Source organism: Arcanobacterium pluranimalium (assembly GCF_016907845.1).
Taxonomy (GTDB): Bacteria; Actinomycetota; Actinomycetes; order Actinomycetales; family Actinomycetaceae; genus Arcanobacterium_A; species Arcanobacterium_A pluranimalium.
Genome location: NZ_JAFBCS010000001.1, coordinates 1,945,888 through 1,967,673 on the forward strand (window position 1 = coordinate 1,945,888; position 21,786 = coordinate 1,967,673).

Annotated in this window: 17 protein-coding genes; 10 read left to right on the top strand and 7 right to left on the bottom strand. The window is 52.4% G+C overall.

What is annotated here, in order from left to right:
- Nucleotides 1–82: 82 nt before the first annotated feature.
- Entirely contained in the window at nucleotides 83–1,318 is a 1,236-nt protein-coding gene (locus JOD55_RS08335; protein WP_204399536.1) for an ROK family transcriptional regulator, read from the bottom strand.
- Between the two features lie 194 nt (nucleotides 1,319–1,512).
- On the opposite strand from JOD55_RS08335, the gene JOD55_RS08340 reads away from it, so the two are divergent.
- The 9 genes from JOD55_RS08340 (at nucleotide 1,513) to JOD55_RS08380 (ending at nucleotide 15,018) form a co-directional block, all read left to right on the top strand.
- Entirely contained in the window at nucleotides 1,513–1,986 is a 474-nt protein-coding gene (locus JOD55_RS08340) for a PTS sugar transporter subunit IIA (protein WP_204399537.1), read from the top strand.
- Nucleotides 1,983–2,252 carry a PTS sugar transporter subunit IIB gene (locus JOD55_RS08345; RefSeq protein ID WP_204399538.1) on the top strand — a complete coding sequence of 90 codons (270 nt, stop codon included), beginning with the start codon at nucleotides 1,983–1,985 and terminating at the stop codon, nucleotides 2,250–2,252. The genes JOD55_RS08340 and JOD55_RS08345 overlap by 4 nt, the downstream gene beginning before the upstream one ends.
- Before the next feature lie 30 nt (nucleotides 2,253–2,282).
- Nucleotides 2,283–3,791 (top strand): PTS ascorbate transporter subunit IIC, encoded by a 1,509-nt coding sequence (locus JOD55_RS08350; RefSeq protein WP_204399539.1) that lies wholly within the window; start codon nucleotides 2,283–2,285, stop codon nucleotides 3,789–3,791.
- A gap of 193 nt (nucleotides 3,792–3,984) precedes the next feature.
- Nucleotides 3,985–6,357, top strand: a complete 2,373-nt coding sequence (locus JOD55_RS08355) for a glycogen/starch/alpha-glucan phosphorylase (RefSeq protein ID WP_204399540.1) — start codon at nucleotides 3,985–3,987, stop codon at nucleotides 6,355–6,357.
- A 79-nt stretch (nucleotides 6,358–6,436) separates the two neighbouring features.
- The gene (locus JOD55_RS08360; protein ID WP_338022238.1) at nucleotides 6,437–8,488 is read left to right on the top strand and encodes an alpha-1,4-glucan--maltose-1-phosphate maltosyltransferase; all 2,052 of its coding nucleotides are present in this window, start codon (nucleotides 6,437–6,439) and stop codon (nucleotides 8,486–8,488) included.
- A gap of 3 nt (nucleotides 8,489–8,491) precedes the next feature.
- Nucleotides 8,492–10,231: a maltose alpha-D-glucosyltransferase gene (treS, locus tag JOD55_RS08365; protein ID WP_204399541.1), complete on the top strand. Its 1,740-nt coding sequence runs from the start codon at nucleotides 8,492–8,494 to the stop codon at nucleotides 10,229–10,231.
- Nucleotides 10,232–10,234: 3 nt separating this feature from the next.
- Nucleotides 10,235–11,797: a phosphotransferase gene (locus tag JOD55_RS08370; RefSeq protein ID WP_204399542.1), complete on the top strand. Its 1,563-nt coding sequence runs from the start codon at nucleotides 10,235–10,237 to the stop codon at nucleotides 11,795–11,797.
- A 26-nt stretch (nucleotides 11,798–11,823) separates the two neighbouring features.
- On the top strand, nucleotides 11,824–14,007 hold the full coding sequence (gene glgB / locus JOD55_RS08375) for a 1,4-alpha-glucan branching protein GlgB (RefSeq protein WP_204399543.1): 2,184 nt from the start codon (nucleotides 11,824–11,826) through the stop codon (nucleotides 14,005–14,007).
- On the top strand, nucleotides 14,008–15,018 hold the full coding sequence (locus JOD55_RS08380; RefSeq protein ID WP_338022239.1) for a LacI family DNA-binding transcriptional regulator: 1,011 nt from the start codon (nucleotides 14,008–14,010) through the stop codon (nucleotides 15,016–15,018).
- Between the two features lie 122 nt (nucleotides 15,019–15,140).
- Here the strand turns inward: JOD55_RS08380 and JOD55_RS09365 are convergent, their stop codons facing one another.
- The 3 genes from JOD55_RS09365 to JOD55_RS08395 are packed head-to-tail and all read right to left on the bottom strand — an operon-like array spanning nucleotide 15,141 to nucleotide 18,326.
- Nucleotides 15,141–16,187, bottom strand: coding sequence for a tetratricopeptide repeat protein (locus JOD55_RS09365; protein ID WP_204399544.1), 1,047 nt, complete (start codon nucleotides 16,185–16,187; stop codon nucleotides 15,141–15,143).
- A gap of 5 nt (nucleotides 16,188–16,192) precedes the next feature.
- Complete coding sequence (locus tag JOD55_RS08390; protein ID WP_204399545.1) at nucleotides 16,193–17,206, bottom strand: hypothetical protein; 1,014 nt, start codon at nucleotides 17,204–17,206, stop codon at nucleotides 16,193–16,195.
- A complete protein-coding gene (locus tag JOD55_RS08395; protein WP_204399546.1) occupies nucleotides 17,199–18,326 on the bottom strand; it encodes a hypothetical protein in 1,128 nt (375 codons plus the stop codon). Before JOD55_RS08395 ends, JOD55_RS08390 begins: the two co-directional genes overlap by 8 nt.
- A 198-nt stretch (nucleotides 18,327–18,524) precedes the next feature.
- On the opposite strand from JOD55_RS08395, the gene JOD55_RS08400 reads away from it, so the two are divergent.
- Nucleotides 18,525–19,802, top strand: coding sequence for a DivIVA domain-containing protein (locus tag JOD55_RS08400; RefSeq protein WP_204399547.1), 1,278 nt, complete (start codon nucleotides 18,525–18,527; stop codon nucleotides 19,800–19,802).
- A gap of 85 nt (nucleotides 19,803–19,887) precedes the next feature.
- Here the strand turns inward: JOD55_RS08400 and JOD55_RS08405 are convergent, their stop codons facing one another.
- The 3 genes from JOD55_RS08405 to nucS form a co-directional block, all read right to left on the bottom strand.
- Complete coding sequence (locus JOD55_RS08405) at nucleotides 19,888–20,667, bottom strand: alpha/beta fold hydrolase (protein ID WP_204399548.1); 780 nt, start codon at nucleotides 20,665–20,667, stop codon at nucleotides 19,888–19,890.
- 119 nt (nucleotides 20,668–20,786) lie between these two features.
- Nucleotides 20,787–21,074 carry an ATP/GTP-binding protein gene (locus tag JOD55_RS08410; protein WP_204399549.1) on the bottom strand — a complete coding sequence of 96 codons (288 nt, stop codon included), beginning with the start codon at nucleotides 21,072–21,074 and terminating at the stop codon, nucleotides 20,787–20,789.
- Entirely contained in the window at nucleotides 21,074–21,769 is a 696-nt protein-coding gene (nucS, locus tag JOD55_RS08415) for an endonuclease NucS (RefSeq protein WP_204399550.1), read from the bottom strand. The genes JOD55_RS08410 and nucS overlap by 1 nt, the downstream gene beginning before the upstream one ends.
- Nucleotides 21,770–21,786 lie beyond the last annotated feature (17 nt).

Sequence of the window (21,786 nt, forward strand, 5' to 3'; positions counted from 1 at the left end):
TAAACTTTTGGGGCGTTTTTGGCAACATCTCGATATACGTAGAGATGTTGCCAAAAACGCCCCAAAACTTGATTCATTGTGTCTATCTGCGCGTGATCGCTGTGGCGTTTAGTCGCGATTGCGGCTTTTCTCCACCAGCATCGGCATCGCTGAGGATTTTTTCCAAGTTTTCTGCGGAAAAAAGTGCATCCAGCGCGCTCATTCCGGCGCCAATGAGACCGCCTTCATTAGTGAGCTGTGCAGGGGTGATAGTGACGGATTTTCGAATCATCCGTGGCACGCCGTCTCCCGCGCTATCTCGAATTCCTTGATAAATAAGATCAGAATACGCAGTGAGGTTGCCACCAACCACTACTACCCCTGGGTTGAGCATCGCGATCATGGGTGCGATAGCCGAACCTATTTTCACACCTGAAGCGTAGAGTTCGTCGCGCACAAGTGAATTTCCGGCGACGGCGAGATCCATGATTTCCACCGAAGAACGAGCATCGACTCCTTGCCAGACAAGCGAGGACGCGATTGCCCTACCGCCGGCAACAGCTTCTAAGCAGTCGTCGTGCCCACGCACACACGGGTGCCGCTCGGCTCCGCGAGCACGCGCCCCAATTTGCCGCACATGTCCTATTTCGAATGCGCCGCCGTCTTCACCTCGCAAAGGATCGCCGTCGTAAACGACCGAGCAGCCAATACCCATGCCTACCTTGACGAACATAAGCATACGAGTATCTGGATGCTTGAGGCGCTGTTCGGCCAAGCCCATGAAGTCCACGTCGTGTCCGACGACGAATGGTCCCTTAGTAAATCCGCCGAGTTCTTTGCGCACATCGAAGTGATCCCACTGCTTATGCCTATTAGACACATATGGTTCGTCCGTTTTGGGATTAAATGGGACTGGAAGCCCTACGGCCATGGCTCTAATCGGCGTCTTGGAGCTGGAGCGAAAGCGTGAAAATATATCGAAGATTTCTCTACAGGCCTCCGTGGGCGATTCAAAAGCTGGGAGTTCCGTTCCGGAACTATCCTCCAGCTCACCGCGCATATTCATGATTCCAGCACGCACAAAAGATGTGCCTACATCTGCCACCAGAATCCGACCAAAAGAATTATTCAGGCAGTATCGACGCGCCGGGCGTCCACCTGTTTCTCGTTGTTCGTGCGCCACTGTCACCAAACCGGCGTCTTCAAGACTTCCGAGCCACTCATGAACGGTCACTCGCGACATACCGGTATTTTCGGTCAATTCAGCCTGAGTTGCCGCACCCTGCCGCAAAAGAGAAACAATAGCACTTACTGGCGATGTTTTTGCACCAACGACCATGTTTGACCTGCTCTCCGAGAGGGTGGGTAAGAATATCGAACCACAGCGTTCACTTTTGCCCATTCTACCGTCACAAATTAGTAGTGAATCAACTTGACTTTTGTAAAGGACTGTACAAAAGTATGGCATGTGAGAGGAAAAACGTATTTTTGCTCATATCACATTCCATCTCAACGTCGAGATTCGAGGTAACAATGCCTGATTCAACGTCCCTGCTAGAACTGATGCCAGCCCAAGCGATGAGCGTCGGTGTGCACGTCAACACGTGGCAAGAAGCTATCGAAGCGGCTGGCAAGGGTCTAATTGCCGGTGGAATCACCACTAGTGATTACATCGACGAAATGATCCAAACAGTCAATACTCTCGGCCCTTACATAGTCATTGCTCCTGGTTTTGCACTGGCACACTCACGCCCATCCCCCTCAGTAAAAACGACGGGACTATCGTGGGTCACCCTCGCCCAACCAGTGGAATTCGGCTCAAAGCGCAACGATCCAGTGAACGTTGTTGTAGGACTCGCCGCACTCGATCACGACGCACATATCGTTGCGATGTCACAGCTAGCACGCTTAATCGCGGATAAGTCACGCTTCGCACAACTCAGCTCTCTGACCAGCGTAGACGCTGTTCGAGAAGCTATCGAATCCTATGAAAGGAATGCCCAGTGAAAATCCTCGCCGTATGCGGAATGGGAATTGGTACATCCATCATTCTAAAAATGAACATCGACTCAGCACTTACTGAACTCAATATCGACGCCGATACCGAAGCCTCCGACATCTCGTCGGCTCGTGGCGCAGCTGCCACAGCAGACCTCGTGCTCACCTCAGAGGAACTCGTAGAACAACTCGGAGAAGTCGGAACTCCCATCGAAATAATCAACGATTTCACCGATATCGACGAGATCAAATCAGCAATTTCACGGCACTTTTAGCACGCGCCTTAAGAAAAAGGAAAGATCAATATGAACGTTCTCCTCGGAATATCAAACTTTCTGGTGAACCAAATTCTTTCGGTTCCTGCGTTCCTCGTAGGTATCATTGTTGCAATTGGCCTGGCAGCGCTGAAGAAGAACTCCGGCCAAGTACTTGGCGGAGCACTCAAAGCTATTATGGGCTTCTTGATCCTCTCCGCAGGTGCGGGCGTCGTCGTCACTGCCCTGACGCCACTGGGCACGATGATTCTCGGCGCTACTAACGCACAAGGCGTAGTGCCAACGAACGAAGCTATCGTTTCGATAGCTCAAGAGCAGTTCGGCGGCACCACCGCTTACGTGATGATTCTCGGATTCGTCATTTCCCTGATTTTGGCGCGTCTGACGCCGTTGAAGTACGTTTTCCTCACCGGTCACCACGTATTCTTCATGGCGACGATGCTCACCGTCGTCCTCACGACGGCGAAGGTGAACGAAGCGATCGTCGTGATCGTTGGTGCAGTGCTCCTGGGCGTCATCATGGTGATCATGCCGGCATTCGCACACCCCTACATGAAGAAAGTAACGGGCAACAACAACGTCGCAATCGGTCACTTCGGCACGCTCGGTTACATCACGGCAGGAGCTGTGGGTTCTGCCGTTGGCAAGAAGTCCAAGTCCACCGAAGATCTCAAGCTTCCACAGGGACTCAACTTCCTGCGCGATTCGATGGTTGCAACGGCGCTGTCGATGGTGCTGTTCTACGCCGTGTTCTCAGTGTGGTACCTGCTCAAGGTAGGTAACGAAACCGCTTTCGCAGTTTTTGATCCGAAGAGCCCGGCAGCAGATACCGGTGCCTACATTATGAAAGCGCTCACCAACGGCCTGCAGTTCGGCATTGGCGTAGCGATCATTCTCTACGGCGTTCGCATCATCTTGGGCGAGATCGTTCCAGCGTTCCAGGGTATTGCGAAGAAGTTCGTTCCTGGCGCTGTTCCAGCTCTCGACTGCCCGATCGTATTCCCTTACGCACCTAATGCAGTTCTCGTTGGATTCGTCTTCTCCTTCATCGGTGGAATCACATCCTTGCTGCTCTTAGCCACGGTTTTCGGGCCGGCATTCGGACTCGCATTGATTCTCCCTGGCATGGTTCCACACTTCTTCACTGGTGGTGCAGCTGGCGTCTTCGGAAACGCAACAGGTGGACGACGCGGCGCTATCCTCGGTTCGTTCGCTAACGGCGTCCTCATCACTTTCTTGCCAGCTCTGCTGCTCAAGGTGCTCGGTTCTCTCGGTTTCGCCAATACCACATTCGGCGATGCTGACTTCGGCTGGTACGGAATTTTGATCGGCAACGGCGTGAAAGCAGGTGGCGTGATCGGCATTGTGATCGTGCTTGTTATCGCAATCGCCCTTGTTGCGCTGGCTGCCGTATGGCAGACGAAGTGCGTTGATACTGGCTGGGAGCCAGCCACGGCACACACCGCTTTCATCAATGAGCTGAAAGAGCAGGAAAAGGTAGCAGCACAAGCAGCCCGTGAAGCTAAAGCTCAGCAGTAAATGCGCAGCCTATCGTAGGCAGAGTTAAGCTTTACGAGCGCATATAGCTCTAACAATAAACGGTTGTGGGGCGGGGATTCGCAACAGAATTCCTCGCCCCACAACTGTTAAAATTTTGGACTTCGCCATTGTGTTATACGCTTGTTGTGTGTCCGATAGCGAATTAGTCGCTTTACCACATATAGGGAGATTCATGACAGACGTCGATTTCACTACGTCCCTTGGACAGCAAGTTCGCACCGTTTCAGGGCGAACCCCCAGCACAGCAACATCAATGGAGTATTGGACGGCGCTTTCGAATACGGTGATGTCTATGCTCGCCGATCATTGGGAAAGCAGCGAAAAAACGTACAACGCACGGCGTATGCAGCACTATTTTTCTGCAGAATTCCTCATGGGACGGGCGTTGTTGAACAATCTCAACAACCTCGGATTAGAGCAGCAGGCCAAAACAGCGCTTGATTCCTTTGGGCAAAACCTCACCGATGTGCTCGAGGCGGAAAACGACGCAGCGCTCGGCAACGGAGGATTGGGGCGCCTTGCAGCGTGTTTCCTCGATTCTTGTGCCACTTTGAATTTACCAGTTCGCGGTTATGGAATTCTCTACCGTTACGGACTTTTCAAACAATTCTTCGAAAACGGCTATCAAGGCGAGAAGCCTGACGCTTGGATGGAAGAGGGCTACCCGTTCGTCATCCGCCGTGAAGAAGAACAAAAGCTCGTTCACTACAACGATCTGACCGTGCGAGCAATCCCCTACGATATGCCAATTACCGGATATGGCACTAACAACGTGAACACGCTGCGCTTGTGGAAATCCGAACCGATGGAGGATTTTGACTACAACGCCTTTAATTCCCAGCGGTTCACCGACGCCATCGTTGAACGCGAGCGCGTCAATGATATTTGCCGAGTACTCTATCCGAACGACACCACTTTCGAGGGCAAGGTTCTTCGCGTCCGCCAACAGTACTTCTTCTGTTCTGCATCTTTGCAGGCCATTGTGGAAAATGAGCTGGCTGAGCGCGGTGGCATCAACGACTTCGGCAAGTTCAATTCAATCCAGCTCAACGACACCCACCCGGTTCTGGCAATTCCTGAGCTTATGCGCATTTTACTTGACGAGCATGGCCTGGATTGGGAGGCAGCTTGGGCAATTGTTTCGCAGACTTTCGCTTACACGAACCACACAGTTCTCGCCGAAGCGCTGGAAACTTGGGAAATCGCTATCTTCGAGCGTCTCTTCCCGCGAATTCTTGAGATTATCCGCGAAATCGACCGCCGCTTCCGTCTCGAGCTGAGCGAAGCGGGCTTCCACCCTGGAAAAATCGATTACATGGCACCGATTGACGGCAACCGCGTGCGAATGGCATGGATCGCCTGCTACGCAGCATATTCAATCAATGGCGTAGCAGCTATCCACACGGAAATCATCAAGAAAGATACCCTGCACGATTGGTACGACGTGTGGCCGCACAAGTTCAACAACAAGACGAACGGGGTAACCCCACGCCGCTGGCTCAAACAGTGCAATCCTCGCCTGGCCGCGCTCTTGACCCGAGCTTTGGGCAGCGATGTTTGGGTGCGCAATCTCGACGAGCTCAAAAAGCTTAGCTCCTTGGCCGATATCCCTGAGGTGCTTGACGAGCTCAACGAAATCAAATACCAAAATAAGGTAGATTTCGCCCACTGGATTAAGGAACGCCAAGGCATCGAGATCAATCCTGAAGCGATTTTCGACGTGCAAATCAAGCGTCTGCACGAGTACAAGCGCCAATTGATGAACGCGCTCTATATTCTGGATTTGTACTTCCGCATTAAAGAAAATCCTGAGCTGGCCGTGCCACCGCGCGTCTTTATCTTTGGCGCCAAGGCAGCCCCTGGATACGTGCGCGCTAAAGCGATCATCAAACTCATCAATGAAATCGCTAAACTCGTGAACAACGATCCAGAGGTTTCAAAGACGATTAAGGTAGTTTTCGTTGAAAACTACAACGTTTCACCTGCTGAGCACATTATTCCTGCTGCAGACGTCTCCGAGCAGATCTCGACGGCAGGTAAAGAAGCCTCGGGCACTTCAAATATGAAGTTCATGATGAACGGCGCGCTCACGCTCGGCACGATGGACGGCGCAAACGTTGAAATCGTGGACGCAGTTGGCAACGAAAACGCCTATATTTTCGGCGCCCTGGAAGAGGAACTCCCGCAATTGCGCGCTTCGTATGATCCGCGTGCAGTGGCAGAGAATACGCCTGGTTTGAAACGCGTCCTCGACGCTTTCGTCGACGGCACGCTCAACGACGACGCCTCGGGAGCTTTCCACGATCTGCTCGGTTCCTTGCTCAATTCCAATGGGTGGGAACCAGCCGACGTCTACTATGTGCTCGGTGACTTTGCCACCTATCGAGAAACTCGCGATGCAATGGCAGCCGATTACTACGCTGATCGGCGCCGTTGGGCCGCTAAGTGCTGGAGAAATATTGTGGAATCTGGCCGGTTCTCTTCAGATCGCACAATCAATGACTACGCTGAGGAAGTGTGGAAGATTGATCCCGTTGCAATCTGATTGATTGGACGAACTTCAAATTCGTTTGCTCGTGGAGTAACTGCGACGCATTCAACACAATTCAATTAAGCTAGATATTGTGAAGAGTACGAAGAGCAAAGCACCTGCAAGCAAATCCACGAAGATTTCGAACAAAGCACAAATCGGACGTATCCCGGTTGTTAACGTGTCCCCCTCTCTTGAAAATGGCCTTTGGGCTGCTAAAGCGTGTATCGACGAAGCTTTTCCAGTGCAAGCCACCATTTTCAGGGAGGGGCACGATCTTTTTGGTGCCGAATGTGTGCTTCTCGATGCCGACGACGCCGTGGTCCAGGTCGCCCCGATGTGCGACGTCGCTCCTGGCTTGCGTCGCTATGAGGGGTGGCTGACCGCCCGCGCAGGTGGCGCGCACTCGTTCTTCGTTCGAGCCTGGTCTGATCCTGTTGCCACTTGGGCACACACTGCACAGATCAAGATCGACGCTGGCGTTGATATTGACCTCGTATTCCTTGAAGCCCAGCAGTGGTTGAATCGCGCTATTGCGGGCGCACAAGGCGATTCAAAGATTCAACAAATTTTTTCAAATGCGCAGGTCAAGATAAAAAATGCCAAACTCACCCCAGCAGAGCGATTCGCAGCAGCCACATCGGCTGAAGTTAACGATGCTCTGGGTAAGTATCCTGTGCGGGACTTCGTCACCGAATCCGCACATTACCCCGTTTATGTTGATCGGCAACGTGCACTCATCGGATCTTGGTATGAAATCTTTGTACGCACCACTGGCTGTTTCTTTGATCGTCGTACGAAGAAGTGGGTATCGGGTACGCTGAAAACTGCCGCAAAGGAACTGGACCGAATTGCGGACATGGGCTTCGACGTCGTCTACCTCACCCCTATTCATCCTATTGGAAAGACGAACCGCAAGGGACGAAACAATACTCTTACCGCCGAAATTGACGATCCCGGCTCGCCTTATGCGATCGGCTCCGAGTTAGGCGGCCACGACGCAATCAATCCAGAACTGGGAACTTTTGCGGACTTTGACGCATTCGTTGCCCGCGCCCGTGAACTTAATATGGAAGTCGCTTTGGACGTTGCTCTGCAATGCTCACCCGATCACCCGTGGGTCAAAGAACACCCCGAATGGTTCACCACCCGCGCTGATGGAACGATTGCTTATGCGGAAAATCCTCCTAAAAAATATCAAGACATCTATCCACTCAATTTCGACAACGATCCTGAGGGTATCTACCAAGAGATTAAGCGGATCCTTGAACTGTGGGTTTCTCATGGCGTCACAATTTTCCGCGTGGATAATCCCCACACCAAACCGCTGAATTTCTGGCAGCGTTTATTGCATGAATTTAGGATTGAGCATCCACAGGTCATTTTCCTTGCGGAGGCATTCACGCAACCTCCAATGATGCAAACGCTAGGAATGATCGGTTTCCATCAGTCTTATACGTACTTCACCTGGCGAAATGAGAAAGAAGAGATTGAGGAATATCTCCACGAAGTTTCGCGCGAGTCTGATGCACGTATTCGCCCGGCTTTCTGGCCCACCACACACGATATTCTGACCCCATATATGCAGCGTGGAGGTATTCCCGCTTTCCATATCCGCGCAATATTAGCCGCAACAAGTTCTCCTACCTGGGGAATTTACTCCGGCTATGAGCTCGCGGAGAATATCGCACGCCCAGGCGCCGAAGAGCAGATCGACAACGAGAAATACGAGTTCAAAGAGCGAAACTTCGCTGCAGCTGAACACAATGGCATCGCCACGTTGCTCCGTGAACTGAATGCCATTAGAACTAAGCATCCTGCGCTACAACGCCTGCGCAACATCACTATCCATCCCACCTCGAACGATAAGATTCTATGCTTTAGTAAAGCGGTGCGTCCGGAAGAAAATAACGGCAAGAACGATACTGTGATCGTGGTGCTCAATCTCGATCCTTATGCCTCTCGCGAAGCAGTAATTGACTTGGATGTGGAAGCATTCGGCGCGCAAGCGCGCTGGGACGCCGGTGCAATTCTCGAAGTGACAGACGAACTCAGCGGTGAGATCTACGAATGGAATCATCGCCCCTATGTTCGACTTGATCCGCATGGACGTGTAGCACATATTCTCAACGTAAAGGTTTTGTAATATATGACTATTTCTGCAGCTAATTCGACCAGTTTTCCTCCAAATAACCTCTTTTTACGCCTGGGCAACGACGGCGGAGGTTTAAGTAACGATCCCGATTGGTTCCGCACTGCTGTGTTTTACGAAGTCCTCCTGAGGTCTTTCAACGATTCCACAGGTTCGGGAACTGGCGATATGCGCGGTTTGATAGAACGCCTCGATTACCTGCAATGGCTCGGAGTGGACTGCTTGTGGATTCCGCCCTTCTACCCCTCTCCTATGCGCGACGGCGGCTATGATATTTCCGATTACACCGACGTCGACCCCAAATACGGTTCACTCGCAGACTTCTCGGAGCTGGTAACCAAGGCTCATCAGCGCGGCATCCGCATTATTATTGACCTCGTCGTGAACCACACCTCGGATCAACACCCGTGGTTCAAAGAGTCCCGCGAAAATCCAGACGGTCCGTATGGCGACTTCTACGTGTGGCGTGACACCAATGATGGGTATCCTGATGCGCGCGTGATTTTTGTGGATACTGAAGAATCGAACTGGACTTTGGACGCGCAACGCCGGCAATACTTCTGGCACCGCTTTTTCTCGCACCAACCTGATCTCAATTACGAGAATCCAGCCGTGCGCGAAGCGATCAAAGAAGTCGTGCGCTTCTGGTGCAAGTTCGGCATCGACGGATTCCGTCTCGACGCCGTGCCGTATCTCTTTGAAGAAGAGGGCACGAACTGCGAAAATTTGGAGCAAACCCACGCTTTCTTAGCCGAATTGCGCGCGATGATTGATACCGAATTCCCTGGGCGAATCCTGCTCGCCGAAGCGAATCAATGGCCGCAGGACGTGGTGCAATACTATGGCACAACCGAGCAGCCTGAATGTCATATGTGTTTCCACTTCCCAGTGATGCCGAGGATTTTCTACGCGCTGCGCGATCAGAAAGCTACAGCTATTCGCGATATTCTCACCGAAACACCTGCTATTCCGGCGGGCACCCAGTGGGGAACTTTCTTGCGCAATCACGACGAATTGACGCTCGAAATGGTGTCCACCGAAGAGCGTGAGCGCATGTACAGCTGGTATGCCGAGGATCCACGCATGCGCGCCAACGTAGGCATCCGGCGTCGTCTGGCACCTCTGCTGGGAAATTCTCGAGCCGAAATCGAACTCGCCCACGCGCTCTTACTCTCACTACCTGGATCGCCGTGCCTGTACTACGGCGACGAAATAGGCATGGGCGACAACATCTGGCTCAACGACCGCGATTCGGTGCGCACGCCGATGCAGTGGACTCCCGATCGCAATGGTGGTTTTTCCATTGCGGATCCGGGGCGTCTGACTTTGCCGGTGGTGCAGTCGCTGGTGTTCAACCCGCAGGCGGTGAACGTCGAATCGCAGTTGGCTCAGCCAGCTTCGCTTCTCCACTGGATTAAGAACCTGCTCGAAGTGCGCAAGTCCTATCCGGTCTTGGGTCAAGGCGACTTTGAGCTGTGCGATTGTGATACCGAGTCAGTGCTGAGTTTCGTGCGTTCCGATGAGCAACAAACCGTTTTGTGCGTGATGAACTTAGCGCAGTCGCCGGTTTCGTGCACGCTCAATCTGGCGCAATACGCTGGTTGCTCCGTCCGCGATGTTTTCGGTGGCAACAGTTTTCCTCCGATTAACGACGACGGCGCATACCCGCTCACGATGGCAGGGCGCTCGTTCTACTGGCTTACGATCGATCGCAATGGCCGTGAGGAGTTGAATTGAACAATGCTTCACAGTATTGCAAATTTCGAGCTCAGCGCCAGTGAATCCTTTCAATCACAACTCAATACTTGGCTGGTGGGCACGCGGTGGTATGCCAATAAAACTGATCGCTCACCGGCACAAATCCAAGCCGAGTTCTTATTAGCTGCTGAGGATCGCGCAGCTGTAAAGCTGCTTATTGTGGACAGCTTGACCAATCGCTATTTCGTGCCAGTTGTGCTGAGGGCGCGGAGGCGAGACGAGAGGCAAGGCGAGGCTGCAAGCTCGGTGATCGGCGTCGTCGGAAATAATGTATCCACAGACGAACTGGTGGAAATCATCGACGCTACCGATGATAGATTTGGGCAGCTGACGCTCTTGCGCTGCTGTTTTGGAGCGGAAAGCACCGACGCTCGCACTGGGGAAATTATCAGATCTTCAGTGTTGCACGCGCGCCTAGATCAGCTCCCTCAGATCAGTTCGATCGAAAAAATGCGAGCTGAACAGTCCAATACATCGCTCGTCTACCATTTCGCACAGGCCGACTCTTTTGGAACGGCCGGATTAATTATGAAGTTGCTGCGTATTGTGCAAATTGGCAATAATCCTGACGTTGAATTGCAAACAGCGCTCGACACTCGCGAGCCGCGCACGGTGGCGCGCCAGTACGCTTCGGCGCGGGTTGCGCTGGGCAAGGTTGCGCTGGGCAAGACCGCAACGGAAAGGGTTGTGCCAGACGAGGTTGCGCTGGGCGAGGCGAGGCCGGAAGGCATTGCGCCGGAAGGCATGGCGAATTCCGTCACCGCTTTCGTGCGTAGTGCCGACGCCGGGTACGCAGATATGCTCGTAGCGCAGGAGTTTTTGAGTGGTTCTGTAGATGCGTGGCAGGTTTTTGTGCAGGAAGTCGAACAAGTGACGCAAAAACCTCAAAACCCACAAGATTTACGCACGTTAGGCCAGCTCACGGCCGACTTCCATGCACAGTTACGAGAGCTCTTTCCGCTAGAAATTGCAAGCGAAAACACAAAGGCATCGATCGTGCGAAGATGGGAAGAACGCGCACAACGAGCGATCGAATGTGCTCCAGAACTGGGCGCACGCATAAACGACATGCGGGCAATATTTGCTGCTGCCACAGACGCACAATGGCCAGACTTGCAGCGTATCCATGGCGACTATCATCTCGGTCAAGTCTTGCGGGTTCCCAATCAAGGCTGGAAAGCTGTGGATTTTGAGGGTGAGCCAATCCGCCCATTACCAGAGCGGGTGCAACCTGATCTGGCGCTGCGCGACGTTGCCGGAATGTTGCGCTCTTTCGACTATGTGGCCGGTGCTGCCGAGCTCAATGGGAAACCGGCGTCGTTCACGCGCGCCTGGGCACAGGAGGCAAAGTCTCTTTTCTTGGCCGGTTATGGGGCGATTTCTCCTGAAGAAGAGGGGCTTTTAGCTGCGTTGACACTGGAAAAATCCCTTTACGAAGTGGCCTACGAAGCCAGTTATCGGCCTCGCTGGCTACAAATTCCTATCGCCGCAGTGCACGAGATTTTAAACTCGTATATATCCAGCAGCGTAAATTCACCACGTTAGCGACCAAAAAGTGGGAGACTTGACATATGAATTCGAATGCAATCATCGTCGCACCTGACATCCTTCACGCCGTTTCACGCGGTAGCTACCACGCTCCGCACGATGTGCTCGGGCCACATTCCGACGGTGAAAACGTAACCATCCGAGTAATTCGCCCGCTTGCCGATGCAGTAAGCATCGTCACCAAGACGGGAGAATTCGAAGCTACCCACGAACACAATGGCGTGTGGGTGAGCGTGATTCCTAGCTCTGACATTCCCGACTACCGTGTGCAGGCAACATACGGTGAAGAACCACAGTTATCAGATGATGCCTATCGCTTCTTGCCCACTATCGGTGATGTGGACGAATACCTCTTTATGGAGGGACGTCACGAACGACTTTGGGAAATGCTCGGCTCACACGTGCGCACATACACCACAGATATGGGCGTGGTTCATGGCACCAGTTTCAGCGTTTGGGCACCCAATGCTCGCGCGGTGCGAGTCGTAGGCGATTTCAACGGATGGAACGGCGTAGGCGCGGCCATGCGTGCCTTGGGCTCTACCGGCGTCTGGGAAATCTTTATTCCTGGAGCGAGCGCCGGTGCACATTACAAGTTCGAAATTCAGTATCAGGATGGATCCTGGCATCAAAAGGCCGATCCAATGGCTCGCCAAACCGAGATTCCACCTTCCACTGCTTCAATCATTACTGAAAGCACTTTTAACTGGGAAGATTCCGCTTGGATCACCCAGCGCAGCTCCACAGATCCCCACAGCGGACCAGTTTCGATCTACGAAGTTCATCTCGGCTCATGGCGTGCCGGACTCAGCTACCGTGAGCTCGCTGACCAGCTCATCGGACACGTGAAATACTTGGGCTTCACCCATGTGGAATTTATGCCAGTTGCCGAGCATCCTTTTGGCCCATCATGGGGTTATCAAGTGACGTCCTATTACGCACCAACCTCGCGTTTCGGCTCCCCTGATGACTTCCGCTATCTCGTCAACGAACTGCATAAAGCGGGAATTGGCGTGATTATGGATTGGGTTCCTGCCCATTTCCCGAAAGACGCGTGGGCTTTGGCGCGTTTCGATGGCACACCACTGTACGAAGATCCGAATCCGCTACGTGGCGAACACCCAGATTGGGGCACATACGTATTCAATTTTGGCCGTAATGAGGTGCGCAACTTCCTTGTAGCAAACGCTCTATACTGGCTGGAAGAATTCCATATTGACGGCATTCGCGTTGACGCCGTTGCCTCAATGCTCTACCTCGATTATTCCCGAGAAGCTGGCAAGTGGCAGCCCAATATTTACGGTGGGCGTGAGAATCTCGAAGCCATTTCGTTCATTCAAGAAGCAAATGCCACCGCTTACCGCACGCACCCTGGCATTATGATGATCGCCGAAGAATCTACCTCCTGGGGCGGAGTTACCGGCCTGACGGAAAATGGTGGGCTTGGCTATGGCCTCAAGTGGAATATGGGCTGGATGAACGACACTTTGCGCTATTTGCAAGAAAATCCGATTAACCGGCGTTGGCACCACGGTGAATTGACGTTCTCGCTCGTTTACGCATTCTCTGAGCAGTTCCTTTTACCAATTTCGCACGATGAAGTCGTGCATGGCAAAGGTTCGCTCTATACGAAGATGCCTGGTGACCATTGGCAAAAGCTAGCCGGAGTGCGTCTGCTCTTCGGTTACCAGTGGTCACACCCGGGTAAGCAGCTGCTATTTATGGGTCAAGAATTTGCCCAAATCGATGAGTGGAGTGACGGACACGGTCTCGATTGGTGGCTCACCGATAACCCCGCTCACGATGGAGTCATGCGCTGTGTCAAGGCACTCAACGATGTTTATGTTTCGCATCCGGCGCTGTGGTCAGACGATTTCAAGAACTCCGGTTTTGAATGGATCGACGTTTCCGACGGCGATCACAACGTTTTGTCGTATCTGCGCAAGTCTGCTGACGGTTCGCAAGTCGTGGCTGTGATCTGTAATTTTGCTGGTGTACCACACAATGACTACCGGGTTGGGCTTCCACAAGTCGGTGGCTGGAAAGAGATCTTTAACTCCGATGCCCAAGAATTCGGAGGCTCCGGCGTCGGCAATATGGGACGCGTCGAAGCGGAAGAAATCGGTTGGAATGGACGCCCATATTCTGCGATAGTGCAGCTTCCACCCTATGGCGTGGTATATCTCGAACCTGAGGATCTCAACTAAATGATGGGAAGTCGGATTCGCCTTTCAGATATCGCTGAGCGAGCCGGAGTTTCGCCAGCTACTGTTTCTCGAGTTCTCAATGGAAAGAATACGGTTGCTTCTAGTACTCGTTTATCGGTGTTAACTGCGCTTGATGAGCTCGGCTACGAAGCCCCTCCTTTCTTGCAAGAGCGAAAAGGTGGCTCGATTGGTCTGATCTTGCCGGAACTGACGAATCCGATATTTCCGATATTTGCTCAGCATCTTCAGACGGCGATGTCTTTGCATGGATTCACCACACTGCTAGGGGCATACGCAGCAAGCGATCCTCTGGAAGAGCGCTACGTTAATGCGATGCTCGATCAGCATGTAGCAGGAATTATTTTCGTATCGGCTCTGCATGCGGATCGAGATGCAGATTTGGAACATTATCACCGGTTAAGCTCGCACAATATTCCTTATGTGACGATCAATGGTCTCAATCCGCAGCTACATGCACCAGATATTTCTGCCGACGACGCCTCCGCAGTAAAACAGGCGATACGGCATCTCATTTCCCAGGGTCATCAGCGCATCGGGCTTGCAACCGGTCAGTTACGTTTCTTACCGGCTTACGAAAAATCTCAAGCTTTCGCGGCAACTATGAGTGCGTTACTACCAGATAGTCCCATTTGTGAAGCCAATACCTTATTCACACTTGAGGGCGGCTATGCGGCAGCTGAGCAGCTCTTAGCCCAAGGCTGCAGCGCAATTATTTGTGCTTCGGATGTGATGGCACTCGGCGCGATTCGTTACTGCCAGGCAAGGGGTCTCGATGTGCCCGGCGACGTGTCGGTGATCGGATATGACGATTCACCATTCGTCGCTTTCACTAATCCGCCTTTGACCACCCTCCGCCAACCAGCAAAAGATATGTGTGAGGCTGCTGTATCCACGCTAATTACCCGGATCAACAACGGCTCTGGCTCTATCAGATCAGTGCGTTTCGCTCCAGAACTGATCGTTCGTAATTCAACTGGACCAGCCAAATAGTAAGCAGTGCTAGACGTGGCAGCTATCATGAAAGGTGCCGCCGCCTTAACAACGCTGCTACCGCCACAGCTACCGTTTTCCGCGGCAGCTACCATGTATTAACGACGCAGCCAAGAATTTCTTTAAAAAAGCGCATTCGTCAGGGCTTTGCGCGCAGTTTTCACCAGCTCTGTGCTGTTGCCAACCACATCAAATAATTCGATCAAGCGTTTGCGCACTTCTTCGCGTTCTTCTCCAGTCACTTCACGAATTACATCGATAAGGCGTCCGAACGCCGCATCCGGCCTCCCATATGCAGTTTCTATATCTGCTGCGGCCAGATGGGGTGCTATCTGCGTTAGCGAAGCATTTTGCGCTTGTACAAGAACCTCTTGTGCACCCTCAGAGGTGCCGTGCGGATTGAGCACCGCTACACGTTGCAATAACTCGACGTGTCGCAAAGAAGTGAGTGCTTCGGCGTCTCCCGGATTTTCTTTCAATGCCTTTGTAAAGGCAAGGTGCGCCGCCTCGAGATCGCCATTTTGCAGAGCCTCTTGCCCCTCTTTATGCAACGGTGGCAGCTCAGGCTCAGCTGGAGTTGCTTCGGCATCGCCATCCAAGATGCCTGTAAGGCCATAGCTCGCCGCAGCTTCGAGAAGTTTGCTCATGGTTCCTTCGATATCAGAACGTTGCGGTAGACCTTGGAAAAGCGGAATTGGCTGCCCTTGCAAAACTGCTGCTACTGCGGGCACCCCAGTGATTCCGAACATTGCCGTTATGTCACGTTCCGAATCGGTGGAAATCAAGCCAACCTGGATTGTACCTTGCTTCTTGTGAGCAATCTCGGTCATCACATCAACGAGCGTTTTTGAGTTCTCCGAACGCTCAGAATGGAATACCAGCACTACTGGCAAACTCATCGAGTTCTTGAGCACCTGCTCGAGATTTGCAGCCGTCACATCCAAAACGAATGGACCGGCTATAGTGGAGCCGGCCATGGCAGCTTCACCGCCCGCGCTCATGTTCGCAGTATTTGATCCGCCTGCATGCGTCCCTCCTGCATGCGATCCGCTCGCTTGCGCCGGATTCACCACACCAATGCCATTGGCGCTAGTTTGCCCAGGATTTGGGCGCAGAGCCGACAAGTCAATAGCTCCACGTAGAGCGCTAGCTGAGATTCCCTCTTGCACGTCAATCAGCCTTCTTTCGAAACGGCCAGCAGTGTAGGCACTGATGCACCAAGAACTTTTACCGTTTTATCTTCTGCATTCTGAGGTGGAACGTAGAACGCCACCAGAACAGAGTACTGCGCAGTTACCGGTTTATCTACATCAACGACTGCATTATTGGCGTCCTGACTGAACATCGCGCCAATTTCTCTATGCAACTTGAGAGTAGCTCCAGCTTTGGTTTTACTCACGTACACGCTGTACGCAAGCTCATTGACGACGAGGAGACCGCCGTCTTCCGTGGCAACAGCTTGGATTCCATGCGAACCGGCAGCAAAATTCGTCTGCACCATGCCATTATCGGCAATAGTTTGCGCTAGCTTATCTTGTTGCTTGGAGATCTGTGAGAATAATGGATCGCCAGCAGAGAATGGAACCGACGTGAGCTGCCGAGATTTGTTGTATTCCACGTATGCATTGATGAGCGTATTGGGATCTGCGGCGTATTTCTTTGGATCGTCTGTGAGTTTTCCGGTCTGATTAGTCAGGCTCGCTTTCAACTTCGGAGCTTGGATATCAGGGAAGATCTGCACTTGACCCCAGAGCTGGTATTGCGCACGCGCATTGACCTGCGTCCAAATAGTGAGTGACGGAAGATTCTGCACGTTATTCGCTGGAGCGACAGTCATAACCGTCCGCGGAAAAGCCGCTCCAGAAGCTACCGGCACTGCCTTATCATCAATGACGATAGGCGGAATCTTGTAGGCGTCACCGAGAACTCGCTTAAGACGGTAGTGCGCATCGCGATACTGGCGGATCGGATCGCTAACGCGCCCGCCGAGCTTATTGGCATCGGTAGCGGCATCGGCTTCGGCAATATTCTTTTTGACTTCGGCTGCAATCTTGTTAAAAGTTTCGTTTGCAACCACCGTTTCAGCTACTTTAACCGACGACGGCGCGGGCGGCTGCGCTTGGGAAGTGCAGGCAGACAGCAAAAGTGCACCTGTAAAGACTAAAGCGATTGAACGTTTCTTAGCCATTATTCGCACCACCCTTCTCGTTTTCTGAGCCATTGGCAAAGGTCCACAAAGACTTCCAATACTCGCTCTTTTTCGCTATGTCGTCTTCTGCGCTATTTTGCGCTTTTTCTTGTTCGCGGTTTTCAGATTCGTGAGCTTTCGTGACATCATCCTCTAGCGGTGGCGCATCGCTATCTGCATTATTGTGCTGATCATTCGCATCAAGTGCGAGCTCAGTTTCGTGTGACTCTGGCGTTTGAACTGGTAGCACGATCCGATCATCAGGGTGAAGCTCGCGCGAACGCCAAGTCTGCGCACGAGAAGTTCCTGGCACGATGGTTGCACCCAAGGCGTGATCAGTGTGTTTAATCTGAATCTCGCGATCAGTTTCTGGGCTTGCCAGATCCCCCTTGAAAGCCGGAATCACAGATGTCTGTGCCTGTGCAAACTGGAGTTTTTGTTCGCGACGCAGCATTTGCCGCTCTCGTATAGCTTTGAGACGAGCTCGATCTTGGTTGTCTCCCAAAAGGAGGAAACCACCGATGAGAGCAACTAGAATGCCAATAATCAGCCACGGAATTGCGTTGTTTGATTGGGTTTGCGTCCAAGTCAGCGTTACTTCTGGAGCTTTTCCACTCAGAGTGCTCACTATCAGTGAGCGGTTCAAACCCTGTGGAGCATTAAATTCGATCTGTGCTTTATTTTCAGCTTTGCCGGATTTTACCCACAAATCTGACTGCGAAATATCAAATTCGCCTTTCGCTCCGCGTTCTTTATCGCCAGCAATTGTTTCTTGTTTCCCGTCGTGCTTCTTGAGCTTCGTCTCATCCCAGCTTTCGAAACCGGCTATTTCTACCGCGGCAGAATCTCCAACGTAGGCTTTGACTTCGTCGCTATTTCCGATCCCCCAGACGACGGTGTCTGCGTCAGCCTTGATGTCGATCGTGACCTTTTCATTCACTAAATTCAACACGCCCGAAGAAGTGAATACAAAAGCAGAGTCTTGCGTCGGTTCAGAATTCAGAGAAACACTCTTTTCTGAATTCCGAAGTAGATTCACGCTACCTCCCACAATGGCGATCAGCACGCCAATAACGGCAAGCAAAAAGCCGGCGAGTTGTCTTTTAGAAATATCGTTCAATGTATTCTCAATTCGCAAGGAAACAAGATGGCACAGTAGTTGTAGTTACTCCATCTAATTATAACAATTTGGCAACAAAGTAGCCGAGCGTTTAATACTACTCACAATTTTAGCGAAGAAATATGAGGAATTTTCCTTAGCTTGAGTGAGAAATTCGGGGTACGCTAGAGGCATAACTCAATACTTATGGAGGTTCCGTTGAACGAAGAAACACCCTCGTTCCCGATTGTGATGCGTGGCTATGACCGCGCACAAGTGGATGAGAAAGTCAATCAGCTCACCGAAAAATTGGCTCATTCTCGCTCACACGTTGCAAATTTAGATGCGCAAATCCTTCGACTTTCCGGCGAACTCTCCCAAGCACAGGCGAGTCTCAAAGAAAACGATCGTCCTTCTTACGCAGGTTTGGGAAGCCGAGTCGAACGCCTACTGCGTTCCACTGAAGAACAGGCACTCGATGTCATGACGCAAGCTCGCCGCGATGCCAAATTCATCATCGATTCTGCACATAAAAAGGCTGAATCTTTGCGTCTGGCTGCGGAAGAAGAAAGCCAAGCTTTGCTCGCTGCCGCTCAGAAAGAAGCTATGGATATTCGCAATCTCGCTGCTAGTGAAGCACGCACCCGCACCGAAAATGCCGAGCAGGCAAGTGAAGAAATGCTCGCATCAGCACACCGCGAATCCGAGCGCATGCGTGAGCAATCAGAAGCGTCTGCTGCACACACGCGCTCCGCTGCTGAACACGAAACCACCGTATTGCGTTCAGAAGTTCAAGACGAAGTCGCTCGTTTGCGAGCCGAAGCTGAGCGTGAAACCACGCAGATGCGCACCGAAGCGCAAACTTATGCAGCGCAGGTAAAAGCAAATGCCGAATCGGAAGCAGCATCGCTACGCTCCGCCGTCGACCTCGAAATCTCTGAACTTCGCACACAAGTGCAAAACGAGGTTTCCCAAATGCGCACCGAAGCCGAAGAAGCTATCGCCCAGCACGCCAAAGAATCTGCTGCCAAATTGGCAGAAAAAGAGGCACGTCTGCGCGAATCGGCTCAGACCATGATGGAATCGGCTGAGTTCTCCGCACGGGAAGCAGAGCAGCGAGTTGCTGAAGCTACGCAGCGCGCCAATCAGCTCAATGAAACCTCGTCACAAAAAGCCACGACGATCGTTTCGCAGGCCGAAGAAGAGGCTCGCTCAATTCTTGCAGCGGCCAAAGAAGAAGCAGATCGTATTCATCGAGCAGTGGAAGAAGAGACTCAGCAGATGCGCAAATCTGCAGATGACCACGTGCAGTCGCTAGAAGATCAGCGCAATAGCCTCACTTCCTACCTTGACGATATTCGTGCCCTGCTCACAGGATCCACTTCCTCGCTGGCCTTGGGTGAAATCGTCAACAGTGCTCACAGCAATACCCACGATGCTGAGGGTGAAGCAGACGCCGCCGATACGGAAAATCAAACCGACGAAAGCGCAAACTGAGCTAATTTTGGGGCGTTTTTGGCAACTAGTGGAGGATATATCCAGATGTTGCCAAAAACGCCCCAAAATTTGATCTCGTCAGTCTCTACCCCAGCGAACTATAGAATTCTGCAAGTACTTGAGCCAGCTCTTCAGGCTTCTCATCAGCCGTGAAATGGCCAGCTTCTTCAATTTCCACAATGCGGGGCTGCTTTGCTCGTAAAGCAATATTCATGAGCGATTCCAAGGAACACGTCGCATCTTGGGAACCGCGGATTAGATACACCGGGCCATCCACCAGCGAAACCGCATCCAGCTGATCCTCGCGATTAGCCATCGCCCGCTGAATCCAGGCCAAGGCCTTATCGGGCAAAGCGCGGAAGCGAGCATCGAGATCATCACGCACTGCCTGCGGCGTTTCTTTAGCGAGCATGGTGGTAGTCCACTCCTCCACCGTTTCATAGCCGTGACCAGCTTCTGCACGTTGAGCTACCTGCTCACGAAACTCTTTTCTTTGCGCGTCATCAGCGGTGATATTGGTGTCCATCAATGCCAAACCCGCAATACAGTGTGGAAAAGCTGCCACAAAATCTGCTGCTACTGAGCCTCCCATTGAAAGTCCGCCAAGTGCTACCTTCTCGATGCCTAATTCCTCGAGAGTATCGGCAATTGCCTGCGAATACGCCCTAATCGACGGCTCATCATCTCCCAATTCCTCTCCCTGCACGGATTTGCCAAAGCCAGGAGCGTCGACCGTGAGCACATCAAGATCACCCAAATATCCGCGCACGCCATCCCACATTGAGGAATCAAGTGGCAGAGCATGGAGCAATAACAAAGGTACGTCAGAAGCTTGTCCAGTACGTCGATATGCAAGAGTAGTCATACTTTGACGCTACCACTGCCCTTGCGAAAACGGGACTTTTCCCCCGACAGCGAACCTCGCCAACCTTGCGAACGAACAAAGACAACGAACGACAACGAGCGACGACGACGTCACCTGCGTTATCGTCGGCGCCCTCGCGCATTCCAGCACCCAGTATGCCAATGACGACGCTCGCGCGCCCCCGCAAGCGGCCCAAATAGACTTTCCTCCGTCCAGGCCACCACATGTGCCACACCCACCGATATAATGCCGTTACATCCAGGGCAAATGTACTGTTTCTTAGCGCTCGGAATCGAATGAACTTTGTACTCCAAGCCGTCCGCACCAGTTTCATAGCGCGTATAACCCATCAGACGATAGGTGTCGAGAGGCGCTACTTCACGCTGGTACTTCCGGGATCGGCGCATCAGAACAGCCGGTCTTCAGGATTGTCCAAACCACGCATGGCATCATAATCGAGCACCAAACATTCGATGCCGCGATCCTCGGCCAAAACTCGCGCCTGTGGTTTGATCTCTTGCGCTGCAAAAATGCCGCGCAGCGGTTGCAAAGTAGAATCGCGCCCCAAATACTCAAGATAACGGGTGAGCTGTTCAACGCCGTCGATCTCGCCGCGACGCTTCACTTCAACCGCAACGTAGGTACCTTGCGAATCAACCACCATCAAGTCAACCGGACCAATCGGCGTCGGATACTCGCGACGCACCAGCCGCGTACCCGCACCAATCAGCGTCACCTGCTCAGCTAATAACTTCTGCAGATGCGCTTCCACACCGTCTTTGACTAAGCCTGGTTCTTGGCCAAAATTCTGCTCGTGATCAGAGTGAATGCCAAACAATCGCACCACCAGGCGGTCGCTTGTTTTGCGATGTTCAACATCCCAAACTTCCACCACGCCCAGCTCAGATTCCTCCACATCCGGCTCACGAACAGTCAGATCACACGGCGCACTCATCCAGTTCAGCGGTTTATATGAGCCACCGTCGGAGTGAATCAGTACCGAGCCATCAGCCTTGATCATAAGCAAGCGCGTCGCAGGCTCCAGATGCGCGTCCAAGCGCCCAGAGTAGTCAACAGAACAGTCGGCGATAACAACTCGCACTCAACGTCACCTCAGAA

Bases quoted from the DNA above. Each gene is read 5' to 3' on its own strand.
- JOD55_RS08335 (WP_204399536.1), bottom strand. From the start codon at position 1,318: ATGGTCGTTGGTGCAAAAACATCGCCAGTAAGTGCTATTGTTTCTCTT.
- JOD55_RS08340 (WP_204399537.1), top strand. From the start codon at position 1,513: ATGCCTGATTCAACGTCCCTGCTAGAACTGATGCCAGCCCAAGCGATG.
- JOD55_RS08350 (WP_204399539.1), top strand. From the start codon at position 2,283: ATGAACGTTCTCCTCGGAATATCAAACTTTCTGGTGAACCAAATTCTT.
- JOD55_RS08355 (WP_204399540.1), top strand. From the start codon at position 3,985: ATGACAGACGTCGATTTCACTACGTCCCTTGGACAGCAAGTTCGCACC.
- treS (WP_204399541.1), top strand. From the start codon at position 8,492: ATGACTATTTCTGCAGCTAATTCGACCAGTTTTCCTCCAAATAACCTC.
- JOD55_RS08370 (WP_204399542.1), top strand. From the start codon at position 10,235: ATGCTTCACAGTATTGCAAATTTCGAGCTCAGCGCCAGTGAATCCTTT.
- glgB (WP_204399543.1), top strand. From the start codon at position 11,824: ATGAATTCGAATGCAATCATCGTCGCACCTGACATCCTTCACGCCGTT.
- JOD55_RS08380 (WP_338022239.1), top strand. From the start codon at position 14,008: ATGATGGGAAGTCGGATTCGCCTTTCAGATATCGCTGAGCGAGCCGGA.
- JOD55_RS08390 (WP_204399545.1), bottom strand. From the start codon at position 17,206: ATGGCTAAGAAACGTTCAATCGCTTTAGTCTTTACAGGTGCACTTTTG.
- JOD55_RS08405 (WP_204399548.1), bottom strand. From the start codon at position 20,667: ATGACTACTCTTGCATATCGACGTACTGGACAAGCTTCTGACGTACCT.
- JOD55_RS08410 (WP_204399549.1), bottom strand. From the start codon at position 21,074: ATGCGCCGATCCCGGAAGTACCAGCGTGAAGTAGCGCCTCTCGACACC.